The 23067-nt window shown below is 47.5% G+C and carries 28 protein-coding genes and 1 pseudogene; 24 read left to right on the top strand and 5 right to left on the bottom strand.

Going from position 1 to position 23067, the window contains the following annotated elements:
* The first annotated feature begins 38 nt into the window (after positions 1 to 38).
* From rlmD to KNO92_RS13050, 9 genes are all read left to right on the top strand, one after another.
* A complete protein-coding gene (gene rlmD, locus KNO92_RS13090; protein ID WP_214761624.1) occupies positions 39 to 1400 on the top strand; it encodes a 23S rRNA (uracil(1939)-C(5))-methyltransferase RlmD in 1362 nt (453 codons plus the stop codon).
* 195 nt (positions 1401 to 1595) lie between these two features.
* On the top strand, positions 1596 to 2015 hold the full coding sequence (locus KNO92_RS13085) for a MarR family winged helix-turn-helix transcriptional regulator (protein ID WP_214693806.1): 420 nt from the start codon (positions 1596 to 1598) through the stop codon (positions 2013 to 2015).
* Between the two features lie 47 nt (positions 2016 to 2062).
* Positions 2063 to 2770 carry an FAD-dependent oxidoreductase gene (locus KNO92_RS13080; RefSeq protein ID WP_214693804.1) on the top strand — a complete coding sequence of 236 codons (708 nt, stop codon included), beginning with the start codon at positions 2063 to 2065 and terminating at the stop codon, positions 2768 to 2770.
* Positions 2771 to 2806: 36 nt separating this feature from the next.
* A complete protein-coding gene (locus KNO92_RS13075) occupies positions 2807 to 3673 on the top strand; it encodes an SDR family oxidoreductase (RefSeq protein ID WP_251126898.1) in 867 nt (288 codons plus the stop codon).
* Positions 3674 to 3772: 99 nt separating this feature from the next.
* Positions 3773 to 4177: an ester cyclase gene (locus KNO92_RS13070; RefSeq protein ID WP_214693801.1), complete on the top strand. Its 405-nt coding sequence runs from the start codon at positions 3773 to 3775 to the stop codon at positions 4175 to 4177.
* 120 nt (positions 4178 to 4297) lie between these two features.
* Positions 4298 to 4831, top strand: a complete 534-nt coding sequence (locus KNO92_RS13065) for a GNAT family N-acetyltransferase (RefSeq protein WP_214693799.1) — start codon at positions 4298 to 4300, stop codon at positions 4829 to 4831.
* Positions 4832 to 4841: 10 nt separating this feature from the next.
* A complete protein-coding gene (locus tag KNO92_RS13060; RefSeq protein WP_214761622.1) occupies positions 4842 to 5465 on the top strand; it encodes a hypothetical protein in 624 nt (207 codons plus the stop codon).
* Between the two features lie 90 nt (positions 5466 to 5555).
* Positions 5556 to 6380, top strand: coding sequence for a DUF4839 domain-containing protein (locus KNO92_RS13055; protein ID WP_214761620.1), 825 nt, complete (start codon positions 5556 to 5558; stop codon positions 6378 to 6380).
* A gap of 39 nt (positions 6381 to 6419) precedes the next feature.
* Positions 6420 to 6860 carry a hypothetical protein gene (locus tag KNO92_RS13050; RefSeq protein WP_214761617.1) on the top strand — a complete coding sequence of 147 codons (441 nt, stop codon included), beginning with the start codon at positions 6420 to 6422 and terminating at the stop codon, positions 6858 to 6860.
* Here KNO92_RS13050 and KNO92_RS13045 read toward each other — a convergent pair.
* Both KNO92_RS13045 and KNO92_RS13040 read right to left on the bottom strand, forming a co-directional pair.
* Complete coding sequence (locus tag KNO92_RS13045; protein ID WP_214761615.1) at positions 6852 to 7379, bottom strand: AAA family ATPase; 528 nt, start codon at positions 7377 to 7379, stop codon at positions 6852 to 6854. The genes KNO92_RS13050 and KNO92_RS13045 overlap by 9 nt on opposite strands.
* Positions 7380 to 7482: 103 nt before the next feature.
* Positions 7483 to 8427, bottom strand: coding sequence for a DUF5692 family protein (locus KNO92_RS13040; protein WP_214693791.1), 945 nt, complete (start codon positions 8425 to 8427; stop codon positions 7483 to 7485).
* A gap of 204 nt (positions 8428 to 8631) precedes the next feature.
* Between KNO92_RS13040 and KNO92_RS13035 the strand changes: the two genes are divergently transcribed.
* The 11 genes from KNO92_RS13035 to KNO92_RS12985 all read left to right on the top strand — a co-directional run bounded on the left by KNO92_RS13035 (position 8632) and on the right by KNO92_RS12985 (position 16372).
* Positions 8632 to 9243, top strand: coding sequence for a TetR/AcrR family transcriptional regulator (locus tag KNO92_RS13035; protein ID WP_251127124.1), 612 nt, complete (start codon positions 8632 to 8634; stop codon positions 9241 to 9243).
* An 84-nt stretch (positions 9244 to 9327) separates the two neighbouring features.
* Positions 9328 to 10320 carry a tRNA dihydrouridine synthase gene (locus tag KNO92_RS13030; protein WP_483297458.1) on the top strand — a complete coding sequence of 331 codons (993 nt, stop codon included), beginning with the start codon at positions 9328 to 9330 and terminating at the stop codon, positions 10318 to 10320.
* Between the two features lie 65 nt (positions 10321 to 10385).
* A complete protein-coding gene (locus KNO92_RS13025; RefSeq protein WP_214693786.1) occupies positions 10386 to 11018 on the top strand; it encodes a GNAT family N-acetyltransferase in 633 nt (210 codons plus the stop codon).
* 221 nt (positions 11019 to 11239) lie between these two features.
* Positions 11240 to 11410: a hypothetical protein gene (locus tag KNO92_RS13020; protein WP_214693784.1), complete on the top strand. Its 171-nt coding sequence runs from the start codon at positions 11240 to 11242 to the stop codon at positions 11408 to 11410.
* A gap of 74 nt (positions 11411 to 11484) precedes the next feature.
* Positions 11485 to 12135, top strand: a complete 651-nt coding sequence (locus KNO92_RS13015) for an SIMPL domain-containing protein (protein ID WP_214693782.1) — start codon at positions 11485 to 11487, stop codon at positions 12133 to 12135.
* Between the two features lie 8 nt (positions 12136 to 12143).
* Positions 12144 to 12572 (top strand): hypothetical protein, encoded by a 429-nt coding sequence (locus tag KNO92_RS13010; protein WP_251126897.1) that lies wholly within the window; start codon positions 12144 to 12146, stop codon positions 12570 to 12572.
* A gap of 55 nt (positions 12573 to 12627) precedes the next feature.
* Positions 12628 to 13095 carry a flavodoxin family protein gene (locus tag KNO92_RS13005; RefSeq protein ID WP_214693771.1) on the top strand — a complete coding sequence of 156 codons (468 nt, stop codon included), beginning with the start codon at positions 12628 to 12630 and terminating at the stop codon, positions 13093 to 13095.
* Positions 13096 to 13209: 114 nt separating this feature from the next.
* Positions 13210 to 13608 carry a hypothetical protein gene (locus tag KNO92_RS13000; protein ID WP_214693770.1) on the top strand — a complete coding sequence of 133 codons (399 nt, stop codon included), beginning with the start codon at positions 13210 to 13212 and terminating at the stop codon, positions 13606 to 13608.
* Between the two features lie 86 nt (positions 13609 to 13694).
* Entirely contained in the window at positions 13695 to 14807 is a 1113-nt protein-coding gene (locus KNO92_RS12995; RefSeq protein ID WP_214761613.1) for a M14 family metallopeptidase, read from the top strand.
* A gap of 75 nt (positions 14808 to 14882) precedes the next feature.
* On the top strand, positions 14883 to 15686 hold the full coding sequence (locus KNO92_RS12990; RefSeq protein WP_214693759.1) for an alpha/beta fold hydrolase: 804 nt from the start codon (positions 14883 to 14885) through the stop codon (positions 15684 to 15686).
* Positions 15687 to 15943: 257 nt separating this feature from the next.
* Positions 15944 to 16372: a CBS domain-containing protein gene (locus KNO92_RS12985; protein ID WP_074033810.1), complete on the top strand. Its 429-nt coding sequence runs from the start codon at positions 15944 to 15946 to the stop codon at positions 16370 to 16372.
* A 37-nt stretch (positions 16373 to 16409) separates the two neighbouring features.
* Here the strand turns inward: KNO92_RS12985 and KNO92_RS12980 are convergent, their stop codons facing one another.
* The 3 genes and pseudogenes from KNO92_RS12980 to KNO92_RS12970 form a co-directional block, all read right to left on the bottom strand.
* Positions 16410 to 17519: a low temperature requirement protein A gene (locus KNO92_RS12980; protein ID WP_214761611.1), complete on the bottom strand. Its 1110-nt coding sequence runs from the start codon at positions 17517 to 17519 to the stop codon at positions 16410 to 16412.
* 84 nt (positions 17520 to 17603) lie between these two features.
* Entirely contained in the window at positions 17604 to 18551 is a 948-nt protein-coding gene (locus tag KNO92_RS12975) for an LLM class oxidoreductase (protein ID WP_214761609.1), read from the bottom strand.
* Between the two features lie 10 nt (positions 18552 to 18561).
* Positions 18562 to 19684, bottom strand: a pseudogene (locus KNO92_RS12970) (MFS transporter).
* Positions 19685 to 19949: 265 nt separating this feature from the next.
* On the opposite strand from KNO92_RS12970, the gene KNO92_RS12965 reads away from it, so the two are divergent.
* The 4 genes from KNO92_RS12965 to KNO92_RS12950 all read left to right on the top strand — a co-directional run bounded on the left by KNO92_RS12965 (position 19950) and on the right by KNO92_RS12950 (position 22956).
* Positions 19950 to 20276 (top strand): winged helix-turn-helix transcriptional regulator, encoded by a 327-nt coding sequence (locus KNO92_RS12965; RefSeq protein WP_012727011.1) that lies wholly within the window; start codon positions 19950 to 19952, stop codon positions 20274 to 20276.
* Between the two features lie 82 nt (positions 20277 to 20358).
* The gene (locus KNO92_RS12960) at positions 20359 to 20862 is read left to right on the top strand and encodes a cupin domain-containing protein (protein WP_214761608.1); all 504 of its coding nucleotides are present in this window, start codon (positions 20359 to 20361) and stop codon (positions 20860 to 20862) included.
* A complete protein-coding gene (locus KNO92_RS12955; protein ID WP_285800659.1) occupies positions 20859 to 21752 on the top strand; it encodes an aldo/keto reductase in 894 nt (297 codons plus the stop codon). Before KNO92_RS12960 ends, KNO92_RS12955 begins: the two co-directional genes overlap by 4 nt.
* A 97-nt stretch (positions 21753 to 21849) precedes the next feature.
* Positions 21850 to 22956, top strand: coding sequence for a TIGR00341 family protein (locus KNO92_RS12950; protein WP_251127123.1), 1107 nt, complete (start codon positions 21850 to 21852; stop codon positions 22954 to 22956).
* Positions 22957 to 23067: the final 111 nt, after the last annotated feature.

Below are 23067 nucleotides of genomic sequence, written 5' to 3'. Positions count from 1 at the left end.
CATCAGTCATTCCTATTTGCAATGGAAGGAGCATTCGTATGCTACCAGTGAAAAAGAATGACCGTCTCGACGTGCATGTCCATGATCTGACCCATGAAGGGGCGGGTGTGGCACGAGTTGACGGCTATACGTTGTTCGTCCCGAACGCGTTGCCAGGAGAGACGGTCGAAATCGTCGTGACGAAGACGAACAAGCAGTACGGGTTCGCCCGTTTGTTGAACGTGAAAGAAGCGAGCGCCGACCGTGTCGAGCCGCCGTGCCCGATCTTTTATCAATGTGGCGGCTGCCAGCTGCAACACTTCAGCTATAAAGGACAACTTCGCCAAAAACGGGAACGCGTCGTCGATGCGCTGAAGCGTCTCGGCCAGTTCGATGTATCGGTCCATGACACGATTGGGATGCCAGAGCCCTGGCGCTACCGCAACAAGGCACAAGTTCCGTTCAAACAAGAAGGAGACCGTCTCGTCTCGGGCTTTTATCGTCCTCGTTCGCATGACATCGTCGAGATGAGCGAATGTTTGATTCAAGATGAGCGCAATGACAAGGCAATCCAAGTCGTCCGTGATGTATTGGATGCACGTGGCGTGCCGGCGTATGACGAGAAGACAGGACGTGGGGTCATCCGTCATGTCATGGCCCGCTACGGATACCATTCGGGTGAACTCATGATCGTCCTCATCACGAAGACGACGAAATTAAAAGGCGTGAATGAGATTGTCACTGACATCGTCGAGCGTCTCCCGGACGTGACGTCGATCATGCAAAACGTCAACCCGGACAAGACGAACGTCATCCTCGGGGCGACGAACAAATTGCTATACGGCCATGAGACGATTGAGGATAAAATCGCAGGACTGACGTTCACGATTTCCCCGCACTCGTTCTTCCAAGTCAACCCGGTCCAAACGGAGAAGTTGTACGGCAAAGCACTGGAGTACGCACAGCTGTCAGGTACGGAGCAAGTCGTCGATGCGTATTGTGGCATCGGGACGATCAGCCTCTTCCTCGCCCGGAAGGCGGCTCATGTGTATGGCGTCGAAGTTGTCCCGGAAGCGATTGAGGACGCGAAACAAAATGCGCTCGTCAATGAGATTGATAACGTGACGTATGCATGTGGAGCGGCCGAAGATGTGCTCCCGCAGTGGAAGAAAGATGGCGTGAATCCAGACGTCATCGTCGTCGATCCGCCGCGTAAAGGATGTGCCGAGTCGTTCCTCGAGACAATGGTCGAGATGGGACCGAAACGGATTGTGTACGTCTCATGTAACGTCGCGACACAGGCACGCGATATGCGTTACCTCGCAGACCGTGGGTATCGCTTGAAGGAAGTGACACCGGTCGACATGTTTCCACATACGGCACATGTGGAGACGGTGGCTTGGATGGAGAAAGAAGAGTAAGAGATTTGAGAGGGTCCTTGTCCTATCGCTTATCGCGAAAAGGCAGGACCTCTTTTTCTGAAGATATATGTTGATTTGATATGTACCCAGATAGTTAGTATACTTATAGTAAGTAAACGAACTATGTGGTGTGGGAAGTAATGATTCTTTGATCAGACCAAAGAATGTTAAGAACGAAACAAAGAAGGTGATTGTTTGGAGAATTTGTCTTATCTGTTGATTAAGTCTTCCCGATTTTTAAAAGGAACGTTAGACAAACGATTGCAAGAGTATGATTTAACAGCTACGCAATTTTCGGTATTGAATCAAATCACGGGTCACAATGGGAACATCACGTCAGCAGAAGTCGCGCAGCGATTAGAGTCCGATCGACCGACCATCTCTGCAATCATCAATAGGCTTGAAAGAGACGGCTTCGTTGAAAAAGTGCAAAATCCACATGACAAGCGATCTGCGTACCTCAAGCTGAACGAAGAGACATTGAAACTCGTAGACGAGCTGAGACGTATTTCTGATGAAGTGAATGAAATGGTATTTGAAGCGTTCACTAAAGAGGAAGTGGCTAACATGAAAGAATATTTAGTCAAACTGATGAAACGCTTTGATGACATGTGATTCGATGCAAAGAGAAATCGTTTTATTCTGATAAAGGAGGAAGAATCATGGGGTTCATTCAAGATTTTTCACCGATATTCAAGAGGCACGACATCATCTTTGAGAAACACCACAATGAAGTTGGAGATATTCACACTTTCATTTTTCGTTCAGCTCAGCGGATTGACTGGAAAGCCGGGCAACATGGTGCATTCACAATCACTCACGACAAAATCACAAAACCGACTCGAGCCTTCAGCATCGCATCCACTGCCGAAGATGGATACATCGAGATTTCAACTAGAGTGGGAGAGAATCCGAGCGAGTTCAAACAAGCCTTGTTGAATCTAGAACCTGGCATGAAAATGAGCATGAGAGGACCTTTCGGTGGTTTTTATATCCATGATAAAAAGCCGACTGTGCTCATTGCTGGCGGGATTGGGATCACACCGTTCAAGTCCATCGTAAGGCACGTGTTTCACGATAAAGGGATGGCTCCTGAAAAACTGCATTTGCTCTATATGGATCAAAAAGAAACGTTTCTCTACAAGGACGAGTTTGACAACATGAAGGAGGGGAATCCATTTACTGTTGAGTATGTAACGGAGAGAGAAGATTTGCATGTGTCAATCGAGAAATACGTTCAGACATATCACAATGCTGGCAACTATTTTGTGGTCGGCTCACCAGCGATGACAAAATCAATCGCAACACGTCTGAAAGATAAAGGCATACGAAAGAAAAATATCATCAAGGACACGTTCATCGGATACTAAGCGTAAAAAATATGGATGACAAGGAGTGAAGGATTGATGGGTTCAATTCTCGTGACTGGAGCGACGGGTAATGTAGGGAAACATGTCGTCAACTATTTGAACGGACGAGATTCAGACGTTGTGGTGGCTGGGAATCACATACAAGAGTTAGAAAAGAGCTATCCGGGCATAAAAGCGGTCAAACTGGACTTCGAGGATCCGAGCACGTTTGAAGAGGCATTACATGGCGTCGACCGTGTGTTTTTGATGCGACCACCTCAGATTGGGGACGCTGAGGTCTTTCGACCGTTCGTTGGAGCGATGAAGGCACAATCCGTACGTCTCGTCTCATTTTTATCGTTGATGGGGGTTGAACGAAATCCATTCCCTCCCCACCATAAAATCGAAAAAATGATTGAGGAGGCATCGATTCCTTACGCACATATTCGTCCAGGTTTCTTTATGCAGAATTTAACCGGTGTCCATGCCGAGGAGATTAGAAAGGATCGTGAGATTTTCATTCCTGCCGGTAACAGTAAGGTGAGTTTTATCGATGCTGAAGATATCGGCAAAGCAATCGCTCATGTTCTCCTACACCCTCACGCTCATCAACATGTGGCTTATACGTTGACAGGTCCTGAAGCACTCGATTACGTAGACATCGCCAACCAACTGACTCTATTGACTGGGAAAAAAATCACCTATGCCAAGCCGAGTATGCTGCACTATCGTTCACACTATATCAACGAACGGGGACTTAGCCCGGAATACGTGAACGTGACAATGGCGCTTTATTTGATGACGCGCCTTGGCACAGCAAAGGCGGTCACACATACGTTCAAAGAATTGACAGGGGAAGAACCACGGACGTTTTTCGAGTTCGCAAAAGCTCACCTTCATGAGTTTGAGCGAAAAGCTGATTGAGATGCAACGAATCATCACATGCGCCTTTGGACGAACTTGTGTCACAATGAACCATCCCAGTCATTCGAGTTAACCATTTGACCTGAAGGAGGCGAACGGATGAATCGAGAGGAACAGATTCGTTTTGCGGCGTATCAAGTGATCGAGCTCGGAAAAATGCAAGTCGTCCCCGAAGTGTTCGCTACAGAATATGTCGCGCATGCAGGGGAACGGACGTATCAAGGACATGCATTCATTCGACGTTTCTCCAAACAGATGAAGACGGCGATTCCTGACGTCAAGGTGAAGAAAATTGAGGTACTCGTTCAGACGGAGAATACCGTCTCGTGGCAACGAACGCTGATCGGGACACATCGAGAAAACATGATGGGCATTCCTGCGAGCGGAAAACAGGTCGAATGGGTGGACATGGTCGTTTCCCGTTTCCAGGAGGGATTGATTGTTGAGGAATGGGTCGTCTCTGAACTGATGGGTGAGTTATTGGTGAAGCAACCTAAACAATGATGACGTAGGGGGAAAGTACTTATGCATGAGCATAAGTGCTTTTTTTAGTTACTAAAGAAACAAAGAGTATGTCTGATATGATGAATGTATGATCGAAAAACATATAGTCGGGGGAATGACATGAATATTCAACAGATGATGGAGTTCGAGATTGGGGAGGCGCTCGATAAACAGTTGACCGAGTTACTTGTGAAATCTTTTGAGCCACTTTATCCGAATCGCCGCTATTTCAAGCAACTGCCGCATCTTCGATTAATTGCATATGAAGACGAACAAATCATCGGACAAGTCGGTTTAGACTTTCGCATGATGAATATGAAGGGGAAACCGATTCACGTGCTCGGCATCATCGATTTATGCGTGAGGGAAGAAGCGCGTGGACGTGGGGTCGGACGGGAGCTAATGGAAAAAATCATTGCGCTTGGAGAAGAGTACTCAATCGACTTTCTCTTATTATTCGCAGACCGACCAGACCTTTACGAACGGGTCGGGTTTCATACAGTATCGAATACATGCACATGGCTTCAAATTGATGATGAGAATCAAACGACACGTGGGATTGGGGAAGCACGTTTTGAAGAATTAATGATTCGTCAGGCGGGAGACAAACGATGGACCGATGGAAAGCTCGATTTGCTCGGATACTTATACTAGGAGGGTCTAGATGAACCGTGAACAAGTGACAGACATGTATGAGATGTATGCACAAAAAATTGGTAATCGGAAACAAGTGTACGAAACGATTGCAAGCACCTTCGACGTGAAGCGGGCGCTTTATCCTGGAAGTCACGTCGATATCGCACCATCCCTTGTCGTCCCTCACGTCATCTATGTGGACAGTTTCAAAGGGACGATTCGGTTCTTCAAGTACCTCGAAAAGGTACAGGAATTGATTGATGAACGAAAAGAATATGATGAGCCGTGTACGATTGAATTCTTTGGTCAGGACTATATGCAGCCGCTCGACATCGAACCCGTCGATTTGATCATCTCGCAATATGCTGGATTTGTCGGTCAGGCGACGAAGGACTATTTGAAGCCGGGCGGCATCTTGCTCTGTAACGATAGTCACGGAGACGCGACGCTGGCACGATTTGATGAGGGGTTCGAATTGATTGCGGTCATGGGAAATGCGAATGAACTCGTTCAGGCGGGGCTCGACGAGTATTTCCAATTGCCGAAAGGGAAAGACGTCGATATCGCAGAAGTGAAGAAGACGATGAAAGGTCCTCGATATACGAAACAAGTGGAGAATTATGTGTTTCAGAAAAAAATAAAATGGAAATAAGTTAAAAATATAATTTACTTGTGGAAATCTAATCTTTTTATTGCCATACTTTATAAAAAGACGATTCGATTTTCAGGAGGATAATGACTTATGAACAGAAAAATTTTAAACGGCATAATGATTTTTAGTCTGACTTCAATTCTAGTTGGATGTGGGGATGAGGCAAGTGACCATGAAGGTCAAATAAAAATTCCTACATCTGCTAGCTATTATGAAGGCGAAAACTATAAAGAGGTGATGGCTGACCTTGAAAAAAGTGGATTTAAAGATATAAAAACAAAAGCAATCGAGGACTTAGTTACCGGTTGGATTACAAAAGATGGAGAAATTGAAGAAGTTTCTATAGGTGGGAAAACTGATTACTCTGAAGGACAATGGGTTGCGGAGGATGAAGAAATTATCATCACATATCATACATTTGAAAATGATGAATCAAGTGAGAGCACCAGTTCTAAAGACGAAAAAGATAGTTCGGGAAATGATGAAGAAGTTGAAGAGGTAATTGAAGAAGTAATTGAAGAAGAACCCGAAACGCTTACGAGAGATAATAGTGAAGAATTAAATGCTGTATTGAGTTTAGATTACGAGTCTGATCCGTTAGCTAAAGATTTTGCAAAAGAATACAAAGGTAGATTAATTGAATTCGATGCACACACTGCATATGTAAATAAACACGGGAGTTATGATACTCGATTCGACTATTTGATACTTGTAGGTGACTACACTGAGGGCGAAACACCAGGTCCTAATTTTCAGCTTCGTAATGTGAACTACTTTGATTTAAATTTAACAGGCGAAAATATTCCAGACCCTTTTGGAATTGGTCACAATATACGTATCACTGCTGAAGTAATTGAGTATGAAACGGCATCTGATTTATTTTTAATTGATCCGGTTTCGATCCAAATGAGATAAGTATGATTCTTTCGAAAATGTAAATTCAGGAGGAATTCGATGAAACAATATACGATGCGAAACCGAAACGTCCCGATTTCCTTACATGACGCTGTCATCACAGAAGCGACCGTGACTGGTTCAACGATACGTCTCGTATTTGCAGATGGAATCCGTGATTTGTTCAAGAAAGAAGCGGTATGGACAGGATGTGCCACCGTGACGATTCCGAACGTAGATCGAGATTCTTCTTCCGTTACACGATTTGGTGAAACGACCTATTCGATGTGTCCAATCGAGCAACTCAGTCAGTTCGTCAAAAACGGACGGTTCGAGATTGTCGATGAGTTGTATGGTTACCGCCAGCTATTATTCCGATGCATGTGGTTGACCGATACGACATGTGAGACGGTGGAGTTGAATCTCTCCCATGCAAGCGAGCTTGTTATCCAATGGGAAGACGAACCCGTGGAAGAAATGTATGAATCTGAATCATTTTGAAGAAAGCGTAAGTCCTACATGCTGAGCGACTGCTCTCGCGACATTTTGTTTTGATTGATAATCCGTTACAATCTTTTCTGCATGGATGTCAGATTCGAATGCGGACTGGCAACGGTCGATTTGAGATTTCCCCCAAGAGTTGAACCACTCGAACCGTTTATTCAATCGCTTCACGAGTGTCCGTCGATTCGCTTCGAGAATGATATGTCGTACATCGACGCCTTCCCGTTGAAGTCGTCCGATGATTTCATCTACATACGTTGCGTCAACGAGTGTCATCGGAACGAGGATGACTCCATCAAAGGATGTGGCAATCTTCAACAACATCTGATAGTTGAACTCACGCCATTCCGGGTGATGTTGAAAATCAGATTGCTGAAGGCTCTCCGGTAATTGATTCCGAATGAAAAACCCAGCCTGCTCCGGGTCATAGAGAAACGCGTTCGGCAATTGTTTCTCAAGTATCTTGGCACAGGTTGTCTTGCCCGAACCGAATGCGCCGTTGATCCACAAAATCATTGTCATCATCCTTTCGTGTTTATATTCTATACGATTACAATGGAGTCCTATAAAAAACACCCCATAGTAACGGAATTTGAATTCCATCTACTATGGGGTATTGTCATGCTGTCTTTGGATTAGGCGATTCTGTTTCACGTAACGCATCGACTCGTTTGTATTCTTCGGTATCGGTCCACAGCTCGTCTTTCAACGGGTTGAGACGTTGTTTCATAATACGTGACACCTGCATGACGGCGAGCACGACGTTGAGGACAAGACTGATAAGTGCGAGTGTCCAGTTCGCTGCTGGATTATACGAGACACTCACGTTGACCGTACTGCCGACCGCAAAAAAATAAGGGAAGGTCATGACCCACATCATCCAAATCGATAGTGTCTGGGCACGGTTTTGCATCCATGTCCCTTTCGCCCAAAGAAGAGCAGGAATCGTTGCGGCAATGTTCAAGGCAAAGCCGGAATAGAATGCATTGCCCGGTGCACAAGAGTAGACGTAAGAGATGTTCCAAATGCCATAGGCGATGATCCACAGTTTCGTCTGGTCCGGCCAAATCATATCGACTCGCTTACCGGACGTCGCGAAGATACCGAACCATCCGCAAATCGTGAGGATGTTCAAAATCCCGGCGAAGGCGTTGATATAGTTCCAACCACCGGAGATGTAAGTCATTCCATCGACGACTCCATCAAATCCCATGAAGCCGACTTGAAACTCCCGAATGACGGCCTCCATGATATTGATGGCAAGAATAGCCGGGACGAGTACTAAATACCAAGGATGTTTCTTATGGTAGTTTGTGAAGCGGATGACCATGTAGATGAGTGCGCCGGCGAGTGCCGAGTACACCTTCACCCAGTGGAACCATGATGTAATTTCGGAATCGACGACAAACAACCAGATCGGGGTCAACGCAATCGGTAACGCCATGAACATGAGTTGACTCGCCCGTTTTCCAGAGCGGACGAACTCGTTCAAACCCATTAAAAGACCAAGTACGACGAACCACATGATGACGTTATACCAAGGAATCGACTCGAAGAAAAACATAAAGCAACACTCCTTTCAAAAATGAAATGACCAGAAATAAATGCAATGACTAAACATACCGAACGTTCGTTATGTTTATGTGAAAAGTGTAACAATATATTGAAATCGCTGTCAATGTGAGTTGGTAGCTCACAGGGAAGTGTCGAAAGTTCGCCACATCATTATGATATAATGAGCGATGAGAACAGAGGAGGGTGCTAGATAATGATGAACGGAGGGAAGTTAAAAATCTTACAAGCCGCGCGTGAAATCATCGTCGAACAAGGCATCAAAGGCACGACGCTTCGAGGAATCGCAGAGCGAGCCGGATTCAGTACGGGCGCGATTTATCATTACTATACGTCAAAAGAGGCGATTCTATATGACGTAATGGACGAAGGACTCGGAGAGATCAAACGAATCGAGAGTGTCTCTCATGACGATCAGAAAGAAGCGACGGTGATCATCCAAGAAATTTACGAAGGCATGCAGGAGCGCCTTCAAAAAGATGCGGAGAGCCGACTCCAGTTTTATCTCGCCCATGAAGCGATGATTGGGAATGAGGACATTCAACAGAAATTCAAAGAGAAGTATGAAGACTGGATCACACGAATTGAGGCGATTTTTGTACGAGCCTATGATGTCGAACAAGGACCGATGACTCGGGCGGTCGCCACGTGGACGATGGCCGGAATTGATGGAATGGTCCTCCAGACGCTACTCCGGACGGGAACGATCGAACCGGAATACACGAATCGTGTGCTTCATTATTTGTTGACCGAAGGATTCCCACACTTTTTTCAGCTCATTCGTTCGAAAGAAACGAATCATGAGTAATGTCAGTTGATACAATCCGACAGACATAATAGAATAGATGAGTGATTTTGTTGGACTGTATGGATGAAAGGAACTGATTTTACGATGAAAGAAAACTTTTGGCGCGACCTTCCGCGTCCATTCTTTATACTTGCCCCGATGGAAGATGTGACCGATGTCGTCTTCCGTCATGTCGTCGCTCATGCGGGACGCCCGGACGTCTTCTTCACAGAATTTGCGAACTCGGACAGTTATTGCCATCCTGAAGGGAAAGGTAGCCTTCGTGGTCGTTTGACATTCACGGAAGACGAGCAGCCGATGGTCGCCCACATCTGGGGAGACAATCCGGAGTATTTCCGTCAGATGAGTATCGGGATGGCCGAGATGGGCTATAAAGGACTCGACATCAACATGGGTTGCCCAGTCCCAAACGTTGCAAAACGTGGGAAAGGGAGCGGACTCATTCTCCGTCCGGAAGTCGCGGCTGAGCTCATTCAAGCGGCGAAAGCCGGCGGCATCCCGGTCAGTGTCAAGACGCGTCTCGGTTTCGCGAAGCTCGACGAGTGGCGCGACTGGTTGACGCATCTCTTGAAACAAGACATCGCCAACTTGTCGATTCACTTGCGCACGCGCAACGAGATGAGTAAAGTCGACGCGCACTGGGAGATGATCCCGGATATCGTGAAGTTGCGTGACGAGATTGCACCGGATACGCTCATCACCATCAACGGAGATATCCTCGACCGTCAAATGGGACTCGAGCTCGTTGAGAAGTACGGGGTCGATGGTGTCATGATTGGTCGCGGGATTTTCAAGAACCCGTTCGCATTCGAGAAAGAGCCACGCGAACACTCGATGGAAGAACATCTCGATCTATTGCGTTTGCAACTGGACCTTCAAGACAAATTCCAAGAAGACGTGCCACGTTCAATCTCGAACTTGCACCGTTTCTTCAAGATTTATGTCAAAGGATTCCGCGGGGCGAGCGAGCTCCGTCATAACTTGATGGAAACGAAATCGACGGACGAGGTACGAGCGTTGCTTGATGCCTTCGTCGAGAAATATCATAAAGAAGAGGCAGCGCTGGCTGCTGAATAAACGATGAGGTTCAGCGAGAGCTGAACCTTTTTTGTATACTGAATTGAGAAAGGGTGAGAAACATGATGAATATTCGCAAAGAAAGAGTGGAAGATGAGCGTCGCGTCGAAGAAATTGCGCGGGAAGCGTTTTGGAACTTATATTTCCCGGGATGTCATGAGCATTATGCAATCCATCAACTTCGAAAACATGAAGATTACTTGCCTGAATTGTCATGGGTCATCGAGGTAGACGGGGAACTTGCTGGCGGAATCTTTTACTCGAAGTCGAAAATTGTAGATGGAGAGAAGTCGATGGATACCATCACGTTCGGTCCAGTTTTCATCGATCCGGAGTATCATCGACAAGGCGTAGGCAGACATCTCATCACGCATTCGATCGAGCATGCGAAATCGCTTGGTTACCGTGCAATCCTGACACTCGGGTATCCATATCATTATGAACCATATGGTTTCGTAGGTGGAAAACGGTACGGTATTGCGATGCCGGACGGACAATATTATAAAGGGCTGCTCGTATTACCTTTATATGAAGGGGCGCTAGATGGGGTTCAAGGTGTCGCCGTATTTACCGAGGGCTTAGATGTAGAAGAAGCTGAGGTAGAGGCATTCGACGCTACGTTTCCGAAGAAGAAAAAAGAAGTGCTACCAAGTCAACGCGAGTATGAGCTTGCTTCAACTGAACTCGACGAATCATAAAGTAATGCCAAAGAAATGATTCTTTGGCATTTTCTCTTGTTTCTTACCTAAATAAAGGATATTTTGGATATATCGGCTGTTACTACATATTAGGAAATATGTGACAAGGTTGTTTAAAAGAAAAGTAGTGAACTCACTTTGACATAAAGAATTAATGGTTAGTAGATGTAGATGGAAGAGATGAAGTCGTCAGATTGAGCGGATTGGTAAGGAGGAGCAAGATGGATTCACGAGAATGGAAGGACTGTATCATTTGTTTTGGATTGATTGCGGGGACAACACTCGGTGTAATCCTCTCGTTTTTCTTCGATATACAGCTGACATACGGCATCGCGAGCGGAGCAATGGTTGGCTATATCGGAGGGCTTGCCGTATCGATTTGGAATAAATGACAATTTTATACAAAAGGACTATGTGGCAGGATTACCGAAAATCTGTGTAATACACTATGGAGGAGCGGATCAATATGGAACGTACGATTACCGTAAAAGGAACAGGAAATGTCTCGTCTCGACCAGATTTGATTGTGATTCATATGGACCTTGTCACAAAAGCACCACGATATGAAGAGACGATGACTGATGCAGCAAACGCCGTGGCGCAGCTTCAAAAGGCCATCGTGCGCGCAGGATTTGAAAAGAAGGACCTGAAGACGAGTGATTTTTCGATCGATACGGAGTATGAACGATATCAAGATAAACATAACAATTATCGGTCGCGCTTTGTCGGTTATGTCTGCAAACAGAAGACGAGACTCGAGTTTCCGCTAGATACGTCCAAACTGTCTGATGCCATCGAACAAATCAGTCAATCCCGGGCGAATCCAGTGCTATCGATTCGCTTCACGATGAAAGACCCGAACGCGATTGAAGATCAGCTGTTAGTGAACGCTGCGGAAAATGCGAAAAAACGAGCGGAACTTCTCGCAAATGGAGCAGGCGCAACGTTAGGAGACTTGCTTCAAATTGACTACACGTGGGGAGAGATTCACGTATTCTCACCAACGAGCGTCCTCTATAGTCAGGACGTCGTCTATTCCGAATCACGGATGCCAGAAATCGAACCGGATGACATTGATGTGAGCGATACGGCGACGTTCGTCTGGAGTCTCAAATGAGGCGATTTATGATCCTGACTCTTTTTGCTATATCGATTGCGCTTCCCGTATCCGCTCTTTCCTGGGCATATACATTTGTCGTGTTCGACCGAAATGCATATGAAGTGCTTGATACGATAATAGATGAGGATTCGCTCGGTGACGTGATTGGTGAAGTGGAAACAACGGTCAACGATGAGACGGGACGTTACTACGGGAATGCATCGAACGGCTATCCAATTGGGACCGCTTACCGTGAAGTCGTCGGGGAGCCCGTTGAAGACGTCATTGCGGTCGAGGACGGCTCGGAATGGAAGCGGGCGGAATACCGATTTGAAGCACCCTATCACACGCGCGACTTTGTCACGTTCTTCGGCTATATCTTGCTCGTGCTCGGCATTGTTATGGTAAGTTGGACACTCTTCAAGCGAAGTTCACTGTACAAAAAAGAAGCATGAACGAACGTTGGAATGGGAAGGGGATAAAGAGACGTTCGGCAAAGGGGGATTCATCATGAATATTTTGATTATTTTTGATTCGTTGTATGGTCATACAGAAAAGATTGCCCATGCGATGCAGGAAGAACTTTCGAAAGAGCATGAGGCGCGCATGGAACATGTGTTGAATATCGGCCTCGGTGACTTGGCGCATGTCGACCTTGTCATCATCGGTTCACCGACACATGGGGGTTATGAGACGGAGGACATTAAAGTGTTTCTAGACGGAATCTCGGACAATGCGCTTCGCGGGAAGCGGACGGCTGCGTTTGATACGAGTGTCGTCAAAGAAAAACAGAATCCGATTCTCGGTAAAATCATCGACTGGTTCGGTCATGCGGTCAATCGCGTCGAAGGGGAAATGGTTGAAAAAGGCGCGACGAACGTTCAAAAAGAATCGTTCTTGGTTGATGGGGAGACGGAGATGCTGAAAGAAGGCGAGCTCGAACGTGCAAAAGCATGGGCACGGGAGTTGGTCGGATAATACGTGAAACGCATTCTGAAATGAGGATGCGTTTTTTTAATAGAAGCGGAAGAGAAGGCTGAAAAAGCGGGTAAATACTTAGTATTCAACTCTTTAGAAAGGGAGCTGGTTGTGATGAGAAAAATGGAACGTGATGTCTTCGTCGGATGGATGGTCGTCTTGCTCATTATATTGGTGCACTTCCTCATCACCGTCTCTCTCGGAAACTCATACTTTGCCGAGTCCTCCCTCAATCGCATGTTGTGGCTCTCGAGTTTCCCAGCATTTCTGATTGCTTTCGTCGCAGCCTTTTTCCAAAAAACGAATACGATTCTCCTAGCGGTTCGCCGTGGATTGTTGTGGACCGTCGAGTTGATGGTCGCGTTCACGGTCCTCGCCTGGGTGTTCCGTTCGTTTGAAGGATTGTATGCGAACGCGGGTCTCTATTGGTTATTCGGTGCCGTCTTGATTGGTCCAATCTTCTACGTGATGGCATTCCGACGTCAACATACGAAACGGATCCGAACGCCTTGACTCGAAACGTCTCCTCTTTCAGGAGGCGTTTTTAGATTGCCGTAGGATGGGAATGGAGTAGAGAGAAAAGATTGGAGGAGAGTGCGATGAGCCAGTATTTTTCATCATCTTACGAAGAGTCGCGTGAGAAGTTCATCAACTTGTTGTCGGAGGTGAAACGATATTATCCGAAAGCAGAGCTGTTGACGCATTCGATTGGGGACGAAAGCATCGACATCATCTTAGGAGAACCGAAACGAGATCGAAAAGCGATGCTTCTCATGACCATCGGAGAACACGGGATCGAAGGATATGCAGGTGCCGCGGTGACGCATCAATTTGTTCACACACAATTGCCACAACTGCGACATGAAACGACAGGCCTTTGTCTCATCCATGCCGTCAATCCGTGGGGAATGAAACATTTCCGCCGGGTCAACGAGCATAATGTCGATTTGAACCGGAACTATGTGATCGACCGTGAATCTGTCCCATATAACGTGAACCGTGAATATGAACTGATGCGCCATCTCTTCGTACCGGACGGAGTGATTGACGACTACCATGAGGCGCGTGAACAGATTTATTCGTTCCTCGGCTCTGGGATTAAACTCGACGGATTCAAAGCGATGAGTGGAGCGAAAGGGATGGGACAGTACCAATTCCCGAAAGGTGTGTACTATGGGGGAGAAGAAGACGAACCGTCAGCCATCTTCTTGAAAGGCATTCAACATGATTTACTGGAACGCTACGAGAAAGTGGTTCATCTCGATTGGCATACCGCACTCGGTCCGACAAACGAAGTGACGATGGTCATCAGTAAGCGAGACGGTCGCACCGAAGACGAGTTGAAACAGGCGTACGGTCTCGACAACGTGAAAGTGTATGACCCAGATGAAGTGCTCGGGGACTCGACGAACCACTTCTACTATGTACGCGACACGGAGTATCCGGACAAAGGGCTCGTCTCTGCTCTCTTTGAGTTCGGTACGTTCGGAACGTCGACGAAAGCCTCCATCCGCGAGTTTTTGACGATCATTTTAGAGAATCGTCTGTATTTTGAAGGGACGAAAGATCCCGAAGCGCGTAACGGGATTCAAAACGAGTTCATGGCGATGTTTTATCCAGACGACCCGTCTTGGCGGGAAGCGGTGTTACGAGAAGGGGCGAAAGCCATCGAAGGGTACTTAAAAGGAGAATCGCTCTGGCGTGACACATGAGAAGGTTTTTAAGGGTTGGAAACGGGAACAAGTAGGTTGTGAGTATTTACAATCAATTAAAAATGTGGAGGTTGGATGATGGGATATATTACAGCACATGACGGTACAAACTTATATGTGGAGGATGTCGGTTCTGGGGAGCCGATTGTCTTCTTACACGGTTGGCCGGCGAACAACAACATGTTCGAGTATCAGAAGAACGCGCTCATCGAAGCAGGCTATCGCTATATCGGGATCGACTTTAGAGGGTACGGCAAATCTGATGCGCCAGCGACGGGGTATGACTATGAGACGATGGCATCCGACGTGCATATGGTCGTCTACGGCCTTGGTTTGAAAGACTTCACACTCGTCGGATTCTCGATGGGTGGCGCGATTGCTGTTCGTTACGCGGCCGACTATAAAGAGGATGGTCTGAAAAAGTTAGTGTTGGCGGGAGCAGCGGCACCGATTTTCACACAACGTTCAGACTATCCGTACGGGATGACGATGGATGAAGTTGACGCGTTGATTGACGATACACGAGCCGATCGACCGAAGATGCTCGAAGGATTCGGGGAAATCTTCTTCGAAAAAGAACATTCGAAACCGATGCAAAATTGGTTCCACCATCTTGCGCTCGTTGCTTCGAGTCACGGAACGATTGCCTCGGTAAAAGCGCTCCGAGACGAAGATTTGCGTGACGCCTTGCCGAAGATTGACGTAGAGACGTTAATCATTCACGGCGTACATGACAAAATCTGTCCGTTTGAGTTTGCCGAACAGATGGAAGAGGGTATTTCAAACGCACGGATTGAACGTTTTGAAGAGAGTGGGCACGGTACGGTACTCGATGAACGAGAGAAATTTAACGATACACTGTTGCAGTTTGTTCAATAACCTTTGGCCTCCTCATGGGGGCCTTTTGTGTGTCTGGACGGATAAGAACCAACTAAAACGGGTATAAATCAATTGGAGTTCCCTTCCAAATCTTTTGAAGCACCGAAACATCGCTGTGACAAGAATCACGATGTTTTTTTGTGTCGTTTAGGAGAAAGGGGATGATTAAAGAGAATAGGAACATGGATTTAGTTCAACCTGTCCTACCATTCATGGTACAATAACGGGGTGGATTAACAGATTGAGGAGAGATTTAAATGAACATCGCTTTCTTTTTATATCCGAAAGAAGACGTCAAATATTTGGACCCCGAATCAACGGTACGACAAGCACTTGAAAAGATGAAACATCATCGATTCACGTCTGTCCCACTCGTTTCGGAGAACGGATTTTACGCCGGGACGATGACAGAGGGGGATTTACTCTGGGCACTCGCAGAACAGCTTCGCGGGGAAGAAGACTATGAAAAAGTGCTCCGGACACGTCTAAAGGACATCAAGCAACGCGTTCGCTATAAGCCGGTATCCATTACGGCCCAAATCGAAGAACTTGTCGATGCAATCACGGATCAAAACTTCGTGCCGGTCGTCGATGACGGCAAATACTTCATCGGCATCATCCGACGCCGTGACATCATCGAGTATTACTCGTCAAAGTTGAAACAACTGGAGAATGAAGTCCGATAACGAACAAGCCAGAACCGAATCCCGGTTCTGGCTTGTTTTACGTTTCTTTCTGCTTTGTTTTCAAGAACGGAAGTGGGGCAATCATTGCGATAAAATAAATCAAGGTTATCACGAGTAAGAGTAGGGTTGCCGGTAAATAGGGTGCGATGAGTGGGATGACGAGTAGGAGCGCGAGAACCGCAAGTCGCTTCCAAGACACCTTGAAGAATAGACGATTGAAGTAAATGACACCATATCCAAACAAGACGATGGCGACATACAACGTAATCCGGTGTGCCAAATCGAGTGTCTGCATCGGATCGTGCACGAGGGCGATCTTGACGACAGCGAGTAAGATGATGCCAAGGAACATGGAGAGGTGCGACCAATAGAACCCGGCCTTGGCTGTCTGATCTCGTTTATCCGTATGCATGTCTTGAAAACGATTCTCCCTTGCTTCATCGTCCTTCACGTAGGAGTACCAGAGCAGAACGGTCAGCATAAGGGCAAGAATCATTGTCAGAACGACATCCGAGGTTAAATCCTCATCAATCGCAGCGCGACCGGTCGATGCAATCGTTTCGCCAAGGGCGATGACGAGAATCAAGTAATGACGCTCAAGGAAGTGCCAGGAGGACACTTCGAACTGCCCTCTGTTTTTCTGTACAAGAGGACCTAATACAGCGACAATCGCGACAATTCCCCATACAATCAGGCGTACGTTCCCCTCAAACAGCGAAGCGACGAGGATGATGATGCTAAAGGAGACGTTGTACGGTACGATGGCAAGCATCGCCTTTTTCGTATCCTCATTACTGTGCAACAAGAATAGCGTCGAATGCACGGCGACAATCACTAAAAAGCCAAGCCCGAAAATGAAGCCATCTTGATCATATGCTTTTGGGATGGCGACAGAAATGAGCATAAAGCCAATCATCCCGAGCGTCATGAAAATTTGATGGTTCCTTCTTGTCAGCTTGGTCGTATTCGTCAACCAAATATATCCCTCGAAGATGTACCAAATGAGAGCCATGAGGACGAGAACCTCTAAAAACGTATGAAATGTGAGATGATGTTCGAGTTTCAACGTCAGTTGAATGAACGTAAACACAAATACCAAGTCAAAAAACAGTTCAATCTTTTCTACCTTTTCATGATGAGAGGGCATGAGAGGACTCCTTTTCATAGATTCATTTGTATTTACCCGTCCATTTCACAAAAAACCCTTCATTTCGAAAATGAAGGGCAAACCTCAATCAAGTGGTGGGAAATGCGGCAACACATATTCTCCTAATTCATCCATCACTTCTTCGGCCGGACGTTCTCCGTCGAAGAGGGCGAAGAAGAGGTGATTCACACCGATGGTACGATACGCTTCGAGCAATTTGATTAAGTGGTTGCGACCTAGACGGAAACCGAGGCGAATCGGCGTCGGTAGCTCATCTGGGTCATGCGTCAAGTCAAGATGCATCGGCATCGAGAAGGGACGAAAAGCACGACCGTGCGCCTCACCGCTTTCACGCCAAGCGTCAAGCGCTTGTTTTTGTGCGAAAGGTGCCTGCGGATAGTACATCCATCCATCCCCGTTCGCCCCGAGCCAGTCCATATCCTGTTGCGCGAAGCCGGTGATCATTGTCGGGATCCGTTTCTTCGGACGTGGTACGAGCGTTGCCTGTTCAACTTCCCCGTAAGGTGAGTCAATCGTTGGGTAGTTGTAATAGAGTGCCTGCTCCATGACGCGAAGCGATTCTTTGAACTGGTCGCCGCGTGTCGGATGATCGACTCCGAGTCCTTTGAAGTCGGCACGACGGTCGCCTGACGAGATTCCGAGAATCAATCGTTCCGGGAATAACGCTTCAATCGTCGCGACTTCCTTCGCTGAACGAAGCGGATGTCGGAGTGGTAAGACGAGCGCGGACGTACCGAGCGCGATGTTTTTCGTTTGACCGAGTAAATGTGTCCCGTAGATCAACATGTCATAAATCTGACCGACGGCGGGGTCTAAAAAGTTCGGGTCTTTTAATAGAACATCCCGTAACCAGAGCGCTGTGAAGCCGTAGTCGTCTGCTTTTTGAGCGAGTTCGACTTGACGTTCGAGTGTCGGGGTACGCATTTTAAAATTTTCTAATGGGATGTGGAGGCCGAGCGTAAGCTCGCCCTCCCGATACATCCGGTTGTAGCTTTTATGATTGTTGAACATAAGCTCCTCCTTAGTTTGCTTCCAAACGACGAGAGATGGCTGTCAAGATGACGGCGATGATGACCATGATCCCACCGACCCACGGTGTGTGGACGAGTCCGATTGAATCGGCGACGAGTCCGCCGATTGTCGCACCGAGGGCGATCCCGATGTTGAAGTCCAGGCACGTTCATGAAGGCGAGAAGTCCCATCAAAACGATGGCAATGAGACCTGCCACTTTGAACGGAATCATGAACGACATGAGGATCATGACCGCTGCGTGAACGATGAACATATAGAACAATGCTTTCGCCGGGTTTTCGTTGGCGAGTTTTCCGCCGACCGCGTTCCCGATGGCGACTGCGATTCCGTAAACGAGTAAGACGACGCTGATCAAGCTCGGGCTGATTTTTGTCACGTCTTGCATGATTGGTGTCAAGTACGTAAACGCGACGAACGTTCCGCCGTAACCGAGTGCTGTGATCAAGAATCCGAGCATGAGACGACCGTTCGTGAGCAGTTTCTTCATATCTGAGAATTTCGCCGGTGGCGACTGTTTCAAATCTTTCGGAATCAAGAAGAAGCTGGCGATGATTGAAACGACACCAAGTGCTGCGACAGCAAAGAATGTGGCACGCCATCCGAAGGCTTGACCGATGAAGGTACCGAGTGGGACACCTGTAACGGTAGCGACAGTTAAACCTGTGAACATGAGTGCAATGGCACTCGCTTTTTTATGCGGTGGTACGAGTTGTACGGCGATGGTTGCTCCGATTGAGAAGAAGACACCATGCGAGAACGCGGTGATAAATCGGGCGACGATCAAGAGTTCAAAGCTGGTCGACATGGCAGAGACCAAGTTTCCGCCGATAAAGACGACCATCAGTGCCATGAGTAACGTCTTGCGGTTCATTCGGTTCGTCAGTGCCGTTAAAATCGGTGCACCGACGGCGACGCCAATGGCATATCCCGAAATAATGAGACCCGCGAGTGTGATCCCGATGTTTAAGTCACTTGCGATGGATGCGAGCAATCCGACAGGGACGAACTCGGTCGTCCCGATGCCGAAAGCGCTAATGGCAAGGGCGAGTAACGCCAATCCTCCATTTTTAGGTGCCTGTTCTTCAACAGGTTGTGAAATAGGTTGATTCATGAGTAGTTCCTCCTAGTTGATGAAAAAATGGTGTGGAAGACGAGGGCCCTTCGTCTCCCGATAGCAAAGACATCTCACTTTCCTCTATTTGTTCAGTACGGTCGAAAAAGTACCTTACCGTCTCAAGAGGGTTCTACGAGCGAAATGAACTTGTATTGATTTGCTATAGTCGTTATCATAAGGGCATGAAAACTGTTTGAGAAGTACGTACTTTAAAGTGCGGTAGGCACCAAAAAGTGCCTATAGGAGAAATGGAGGAAATGATATGCCATATAATATTCCGGTCGAAGCGACGCTTGACGTCATCGGTGGTAAATGGAAAGTCGTCATCATGTGTCACTTGATCAAAGGAGAGCGTCGGACGAGTGAGCTGCGTAAACTCATGCCGAACATCACCCAGAAGATGCTCACTCAACAATTGCGTGAACTAGAAGCGGACGGAGTTGTCGTGCGTACGGTGTACGAGCAAGTTCCACCGAAAGTCATCTACTCGCTCTCAGAGTATGGATGGTCACTTAAACCGATCTTAGACGCCATGTGCGCCTGGGGAGAGTGCCATATCGACCAGTCTGGAGAAGAGGTCATCTCATAATATTCACGGTCGTCCATAGAGGGCGACCGTTTTTTGTGCGAGGAAGTCGGGTACAGGGACAGAGACAAGGAGGGTTTTTAGAATGGACTTGAAAACTTTTTTGTTTACAGATGACGGCTCGATCCCGAATCATCCCGATTATCCGGCGCTTCTTTATCGTGGTGTCTTTGATGACCCGAGTGGGATGCAAGAAACGTTCGCTCATAATGAGTGGACGAACAGTTGGGTGAACGGGGTGTTCGATTATCATCACTATCACAGCAACACGCATGAAGTGTTGGGCGTATTAAACGGCGAGGCGACCCTTCAACTCGGAGGGACGAACGGTGATCTCGTACGCGTCAGTGCAGGGGATGTCCTCGTCTTGCCGGCGGGAACAGGACATCGGCGCATCGAGACGAGCGCAGATTTTCAAGTCGTCGGGGCATATCCGGACGGTCGTGACTATGACACGTTGACTGGAAAGACGGAAGAACGTCCGGAAAACGTAAAGCGAATCGAACAAGTCGAGAAACCGACATACGATCCCGTCTTCGGGACGACGGGACCGTTACATGAGGCATGGACAAAGGAGGAAACGATATGAATCAACGACTACCACATTCTTTATTACTCGCGGCATTGAAACAAAACGTCGTCGAATTGAAAGACGGACGGGAGATGCGCGCACTCGGGCAAGGAACGTGGCGTATGGGGGAAGAAGAATCAAAGCATGACGCTGAGGTGGAAGCGCTTCGGACAGGACTCGACTGTGGACTTCATGTCATCGATACAGCTGAGATGTACGGGGAAGGGGAGTCGGAAAAGTTGGTTGGCGAAGCCATTCAAGACCGACGCGAAGACGTTTTCCTCGTCTCGAAAGTGTACCCATACAATGCGTACGGCGACAAACTCGTCAAAGCGTGCGACGCGTCACTCGAACGACTCGGAACAGACTATCTCGATCTTTACTTACTCCATTGGCGAGGGGATGCCCCGCTCGAGGAGACGATTCAAGGAATGGAGCAGCTCAAGGCAGACGGCAAGATTCGGGCATGGGGTGTCTCGAACTTCGATGTCGAGGATATGAAAGAGTTGCTTTCTCTGCCTAACGGAGACAACTGCGCGGTCAACCAAGTGCTCTACCATCTTGGCAGTCGAGGGATCGAGTATGACCTGCTCCCTTATTTGAAAGAACAAGGCATCCCGGTTATGGCGTACGCACCGCTCGCCGAGGGAAGTGACGTGAAAAAAGATGTCTTTGAAAACGAGACGGTCAATCAAATCGCGGAGGCGTATAGTGCCTCGGTCGCGCAAATCTTACTCGCCTGGACGATTCGGAGCGGACACGTCATCGCCATTCCGAAAGCGGGGCAGGCCGAGCACGTCGAGGAGAATGCGGCGGCCCCCTTGCTCGATTTGAGTGAAGAAGATTTCGAGGCGCTCGATGAAGCATTCCCACCACCGACGACGAAACAACCGTTAGATGTCATTTGATGATGTGAACTGGACCAATCAAAGGTCCAGTTTTTTTTTTTGCTGAAATCGATTGTCGCTTTCGAGTTGCGGGTAAATAAAGGAAGGACTTGCTTCTATGGATGACATCGATACGACAAGGGAGCTGAAAATCAGAATGGAACAGACGTACACCGCCGAAGAATTCAAAGACAAGATGTACACGAATTTAAAGGTACGGCCGAGTGATTCCGTCATTTTGATGTGTTCGATCTTCATCGCTTCAATTGGACTGAATATGAACTCTATTCCCATCATTATCGGGGCGATGTTAATTTCGCCACTGATGACACCGATTTTAAGTATCGGTCTCGCCTTGTCGCTTTATGACATGAAATTACTGCGTGCAGGCGTACGTCTGCTTCTCGTCCAAGTCGCGGTCAGTCTCACCGTCGCGACCATCTATTTCGCTATCTCCCCAATCACCTATGCGAGTAATGAAATCATCGCTCGGACCGAACCGACGATTTGGGATGTCATCATCGCCTTCGCCGGGGGGACCGCTGGGATCATCGGGGCACAAAAGAAAATGAGTAACAACATTGTTCCGGGTGTCGCCATCGCGACCGCCTTGATGCCACCGTTATGTACGGTCGGTTATTCGATTGCAACACGCAATCTCGACTACTTAATCGGATCGAGCTATTTGTTCGTCATCAACTGTGCATTCATCGCCATCGCCACGTTCATCGGGGTCAAATTCATGGGCATCTCACAAGTGTTGACGAAACAAGATGCGAACCATAAAAAAATCAATCGACTTCTCATCGGTTTATCTGTCCTGATCGTCGTTCCGAGTATCTTTTCGGCCGCGACGCTCGTTCAAGACAGCATCGTCCGGACGGGAATCAATAACTTCATCGAAGAAGAATTCTCAGATGCCATTATTATCAGTCAGGACTATCAAGAGGATGACAATCTTCTTCTCGTGACGACGACAGGGAAACGGTTGACCGAAGAAGAACTTGCCGACATCGAATCGCGGTTGCCGGACTACGGGCTTCGTACCATCGAACTCTCGGTGACGCAAGTCCCGGACTTGAACGGATTGTCCGGGGAGAAGGTAGCTGAACTGCTTCAAAAATATTTGGAAAGTCGCCTCCAACAGTTCAACCTGTTCGACAGCCGTCAGATTGATTTAGAAGACTTGCCGTTTGAACTGCAGAACGAAATCAATCCAAACTAAAAGACCATCGATTTTTCGATGGTCAGGCTGTTGACGAACCAAATCGCCACGTGCGATTTGGTTCGTCTTTTTTTATGTCCAACGAGCTCGAGGCGCTCTGCCCGACAAAAA

This window comes from Exiguobacterium sp. s129 (assembly GCF_018617585.1).
Taxonomy (GTDB): Bacteria; Bacillota; Bacilli; order Exiguobacteriales; family Exiguobacteriaceae; genus Exiguobacterium; species Exiguobacterium aestuarii_A.
Note: the sequence above shows the minus strand (reverse complement) of the source record. Positions and strands in the feature narration are given on the sequence as shown.

Bases quoted from the DNA above. Each gene is read 5' to 3' on its own strand.
- KNO92_RS13035 (WP_251127124.1), top strand. From the start codon at position 8,632: ATGATGAACGGAGGGAAGTTAAAAATCTTACAAGCCGCGCGTGAAATC.
- KNO92_RS12980 (WP_214761611.1), bottom strand. From the start codon at position 17,519: ATGCCCTCTCATCATGAAAAGGTAGAAAAGATTGAACTGTTTTTTGAC.
- KNO92_RS12975 (WP_214761609.1), bottom strand. From the start codon at position 18,551: ATGTTCAACAATCATAAAAGCTACAACCGGATGTATCGGGAGGGCGAG.
- KNO92_RS13005 (WP_214693771.1), top strand. From the start codon at position 12,628: ATGAATATTTTGATTATTTTTGATTCGTTGTATGGTCATACAGAAAAG.
- KNO92_RS12965 (WP_012727011.1), top strand. From the start codon at position 19,950: ATGCCATATAATATTCCGGTCGAAGCGACGCTTGACGTCATCGGTGGT.
- KNO92_RS13010 (WP_251126897.1), top strand. From the start codon at position 12,144: ATGATCCTGACTCTTTTTGCTATATCGATTGCGCTTCCCGTATCCGCT.
- KNO92_RS13030 (WP_483297458.1), top strand. From the start codon at position 9,328: ATGAAAGAAAACTTTTGGCGCGACCTTCCGCGTCCATTCTTTATACTT.
- KNO92_RS13075 (WP_251126898.1), top strand. From the start codon at position 2,807: ATGGGTTCAATTCTCGTGACTGGAGCGACGGGTAATGTAGGGAAACAT.
- KNO92_RS13060 (WP_214761622.1), top strand. From the start codon at position 4,842: ATGAACCGTGAACAAGTGACAGACATGTATGAGATGTATGCACAAAAA.
- KNO92_RS13080 (WP_214693804.1), top strand. From the start codon at position 2,063: ATGGGGTTCATTCAAGATTTTTCACCGATATTCAAGAGGCACGACATC.
- KNO92_RS12985 (WP_074033810.1), top strand. From the start codon at position 15,944: ATGAACATCGCTTTCTTTTTATATCCGAAAGAAGACGTCAAATATTTG.
- KNO92_RS13065 (WP_214693799.1), top strand. From the start codon at position 4,298: ATGAATATTCAACAGATGATGGAGTTCGAGATTGGGGAGGCGCTCGAT.
- KNO92_RS13040 (WP_214693791.1), bottom strand. From the start codon at position 8,427: ATGTTTTTCTTCGAGTCGATTCCTTGGTATAACGTCATCATGTGGTTC.
- KNO92_RS12995 (WP_214761613.1), top strand. From the start codon at position 13,695: ATGAGCCAGTATTTTTCATCATCTTACGAAGAGTCGCGTGAGAAGTTC.
- KNO92_RS12955 (WP_285800659.1), top strand. From the start codon at position 20,859: ATGAATCAACGACTACCACATTCTTTATTACTCGCGGCATTGAAACAA.
- KNO92_RS13045 (WP_214761615.1), bottom strand. From the start codon at position 7,379: ATGATTTTGTGGATCAACGGCGCATTCGGTTCGGGCAAGACAACCTGT.
- rlmD (WP_214761624.1), top strand. From the start codon at position 39: ATGCTACCAGTGAAAAAGAATGACCGTCTCGACGTGCATGTCCATGAT.
- KNO92_RS13050 (WP_214761617.1), top strand. From the start codon at position 6,420: ATGAAACAATATACGATGCGAAACCGAAACGTCCCGATTTCCTTACAT.
- KNO92_RS13055 (WP_214761620.1), top strand. From the start codon at position 5,556: ATGAACAGAAAAATTTTAAACGGCATAATGATTTTTAGTCTGACTTCA.
- KNO92_RS13000 (WP_214693770.1), top strand. From the start codon at position 13,210: ATGAGAAAAATGGAACGTGATGTCTTCGTCGGATGGATGGTCGTCTTG.
- KNO92_RS12960 (WP_214761608.1), top strand. From the start codon at position 20,359: ATGGACTTGAAAACTTTTTTGTTTACAGATGACGGCTCGATCCCGAAT.
- KNO92_RS13070 (WP_214693801.1), top strand. From the start codon at position 3,773: ATGAATCGAGAGGAACAGATTCGTTTTGCGGCGTATCAAGTGATCGAG.
- KNO92_RS12950 (WP_251127123.1), top strand. From the start codon at position 21,850: ATGGATGACATCGATACGACAAGGGAGCTGAAAATCAGAATGGAACAG.
- KNO92_RS13020 (WP_214693784.1), top strand. From the start codon at position 11,240: ATGGATTCACGAGAATGGAAGGACTGTATCATTTGTTTTGGATTGATT.
- KNO92_RS12990 (WP_214693759.1), top strand. From the start codon at position 14,883: ATGATGGGATATATTACAGCACATGACGGTACAAACTTATATGTGGAG.
- KNO92_RS13025 (WP_214693786.1), top strand. From the start codon at position 10,386: ATGAATATTCGCAAAGAAAGAGTGGAAGATGAGCGTCGCGTCGAAGAA.
- KNO92_RS13015 (WP_214693782.1), top strand. From the start codon at position 11,485: ATGGAACGTACGATTACCGTAAAAGGAACAGGAAATGTCTCGTCTCGA.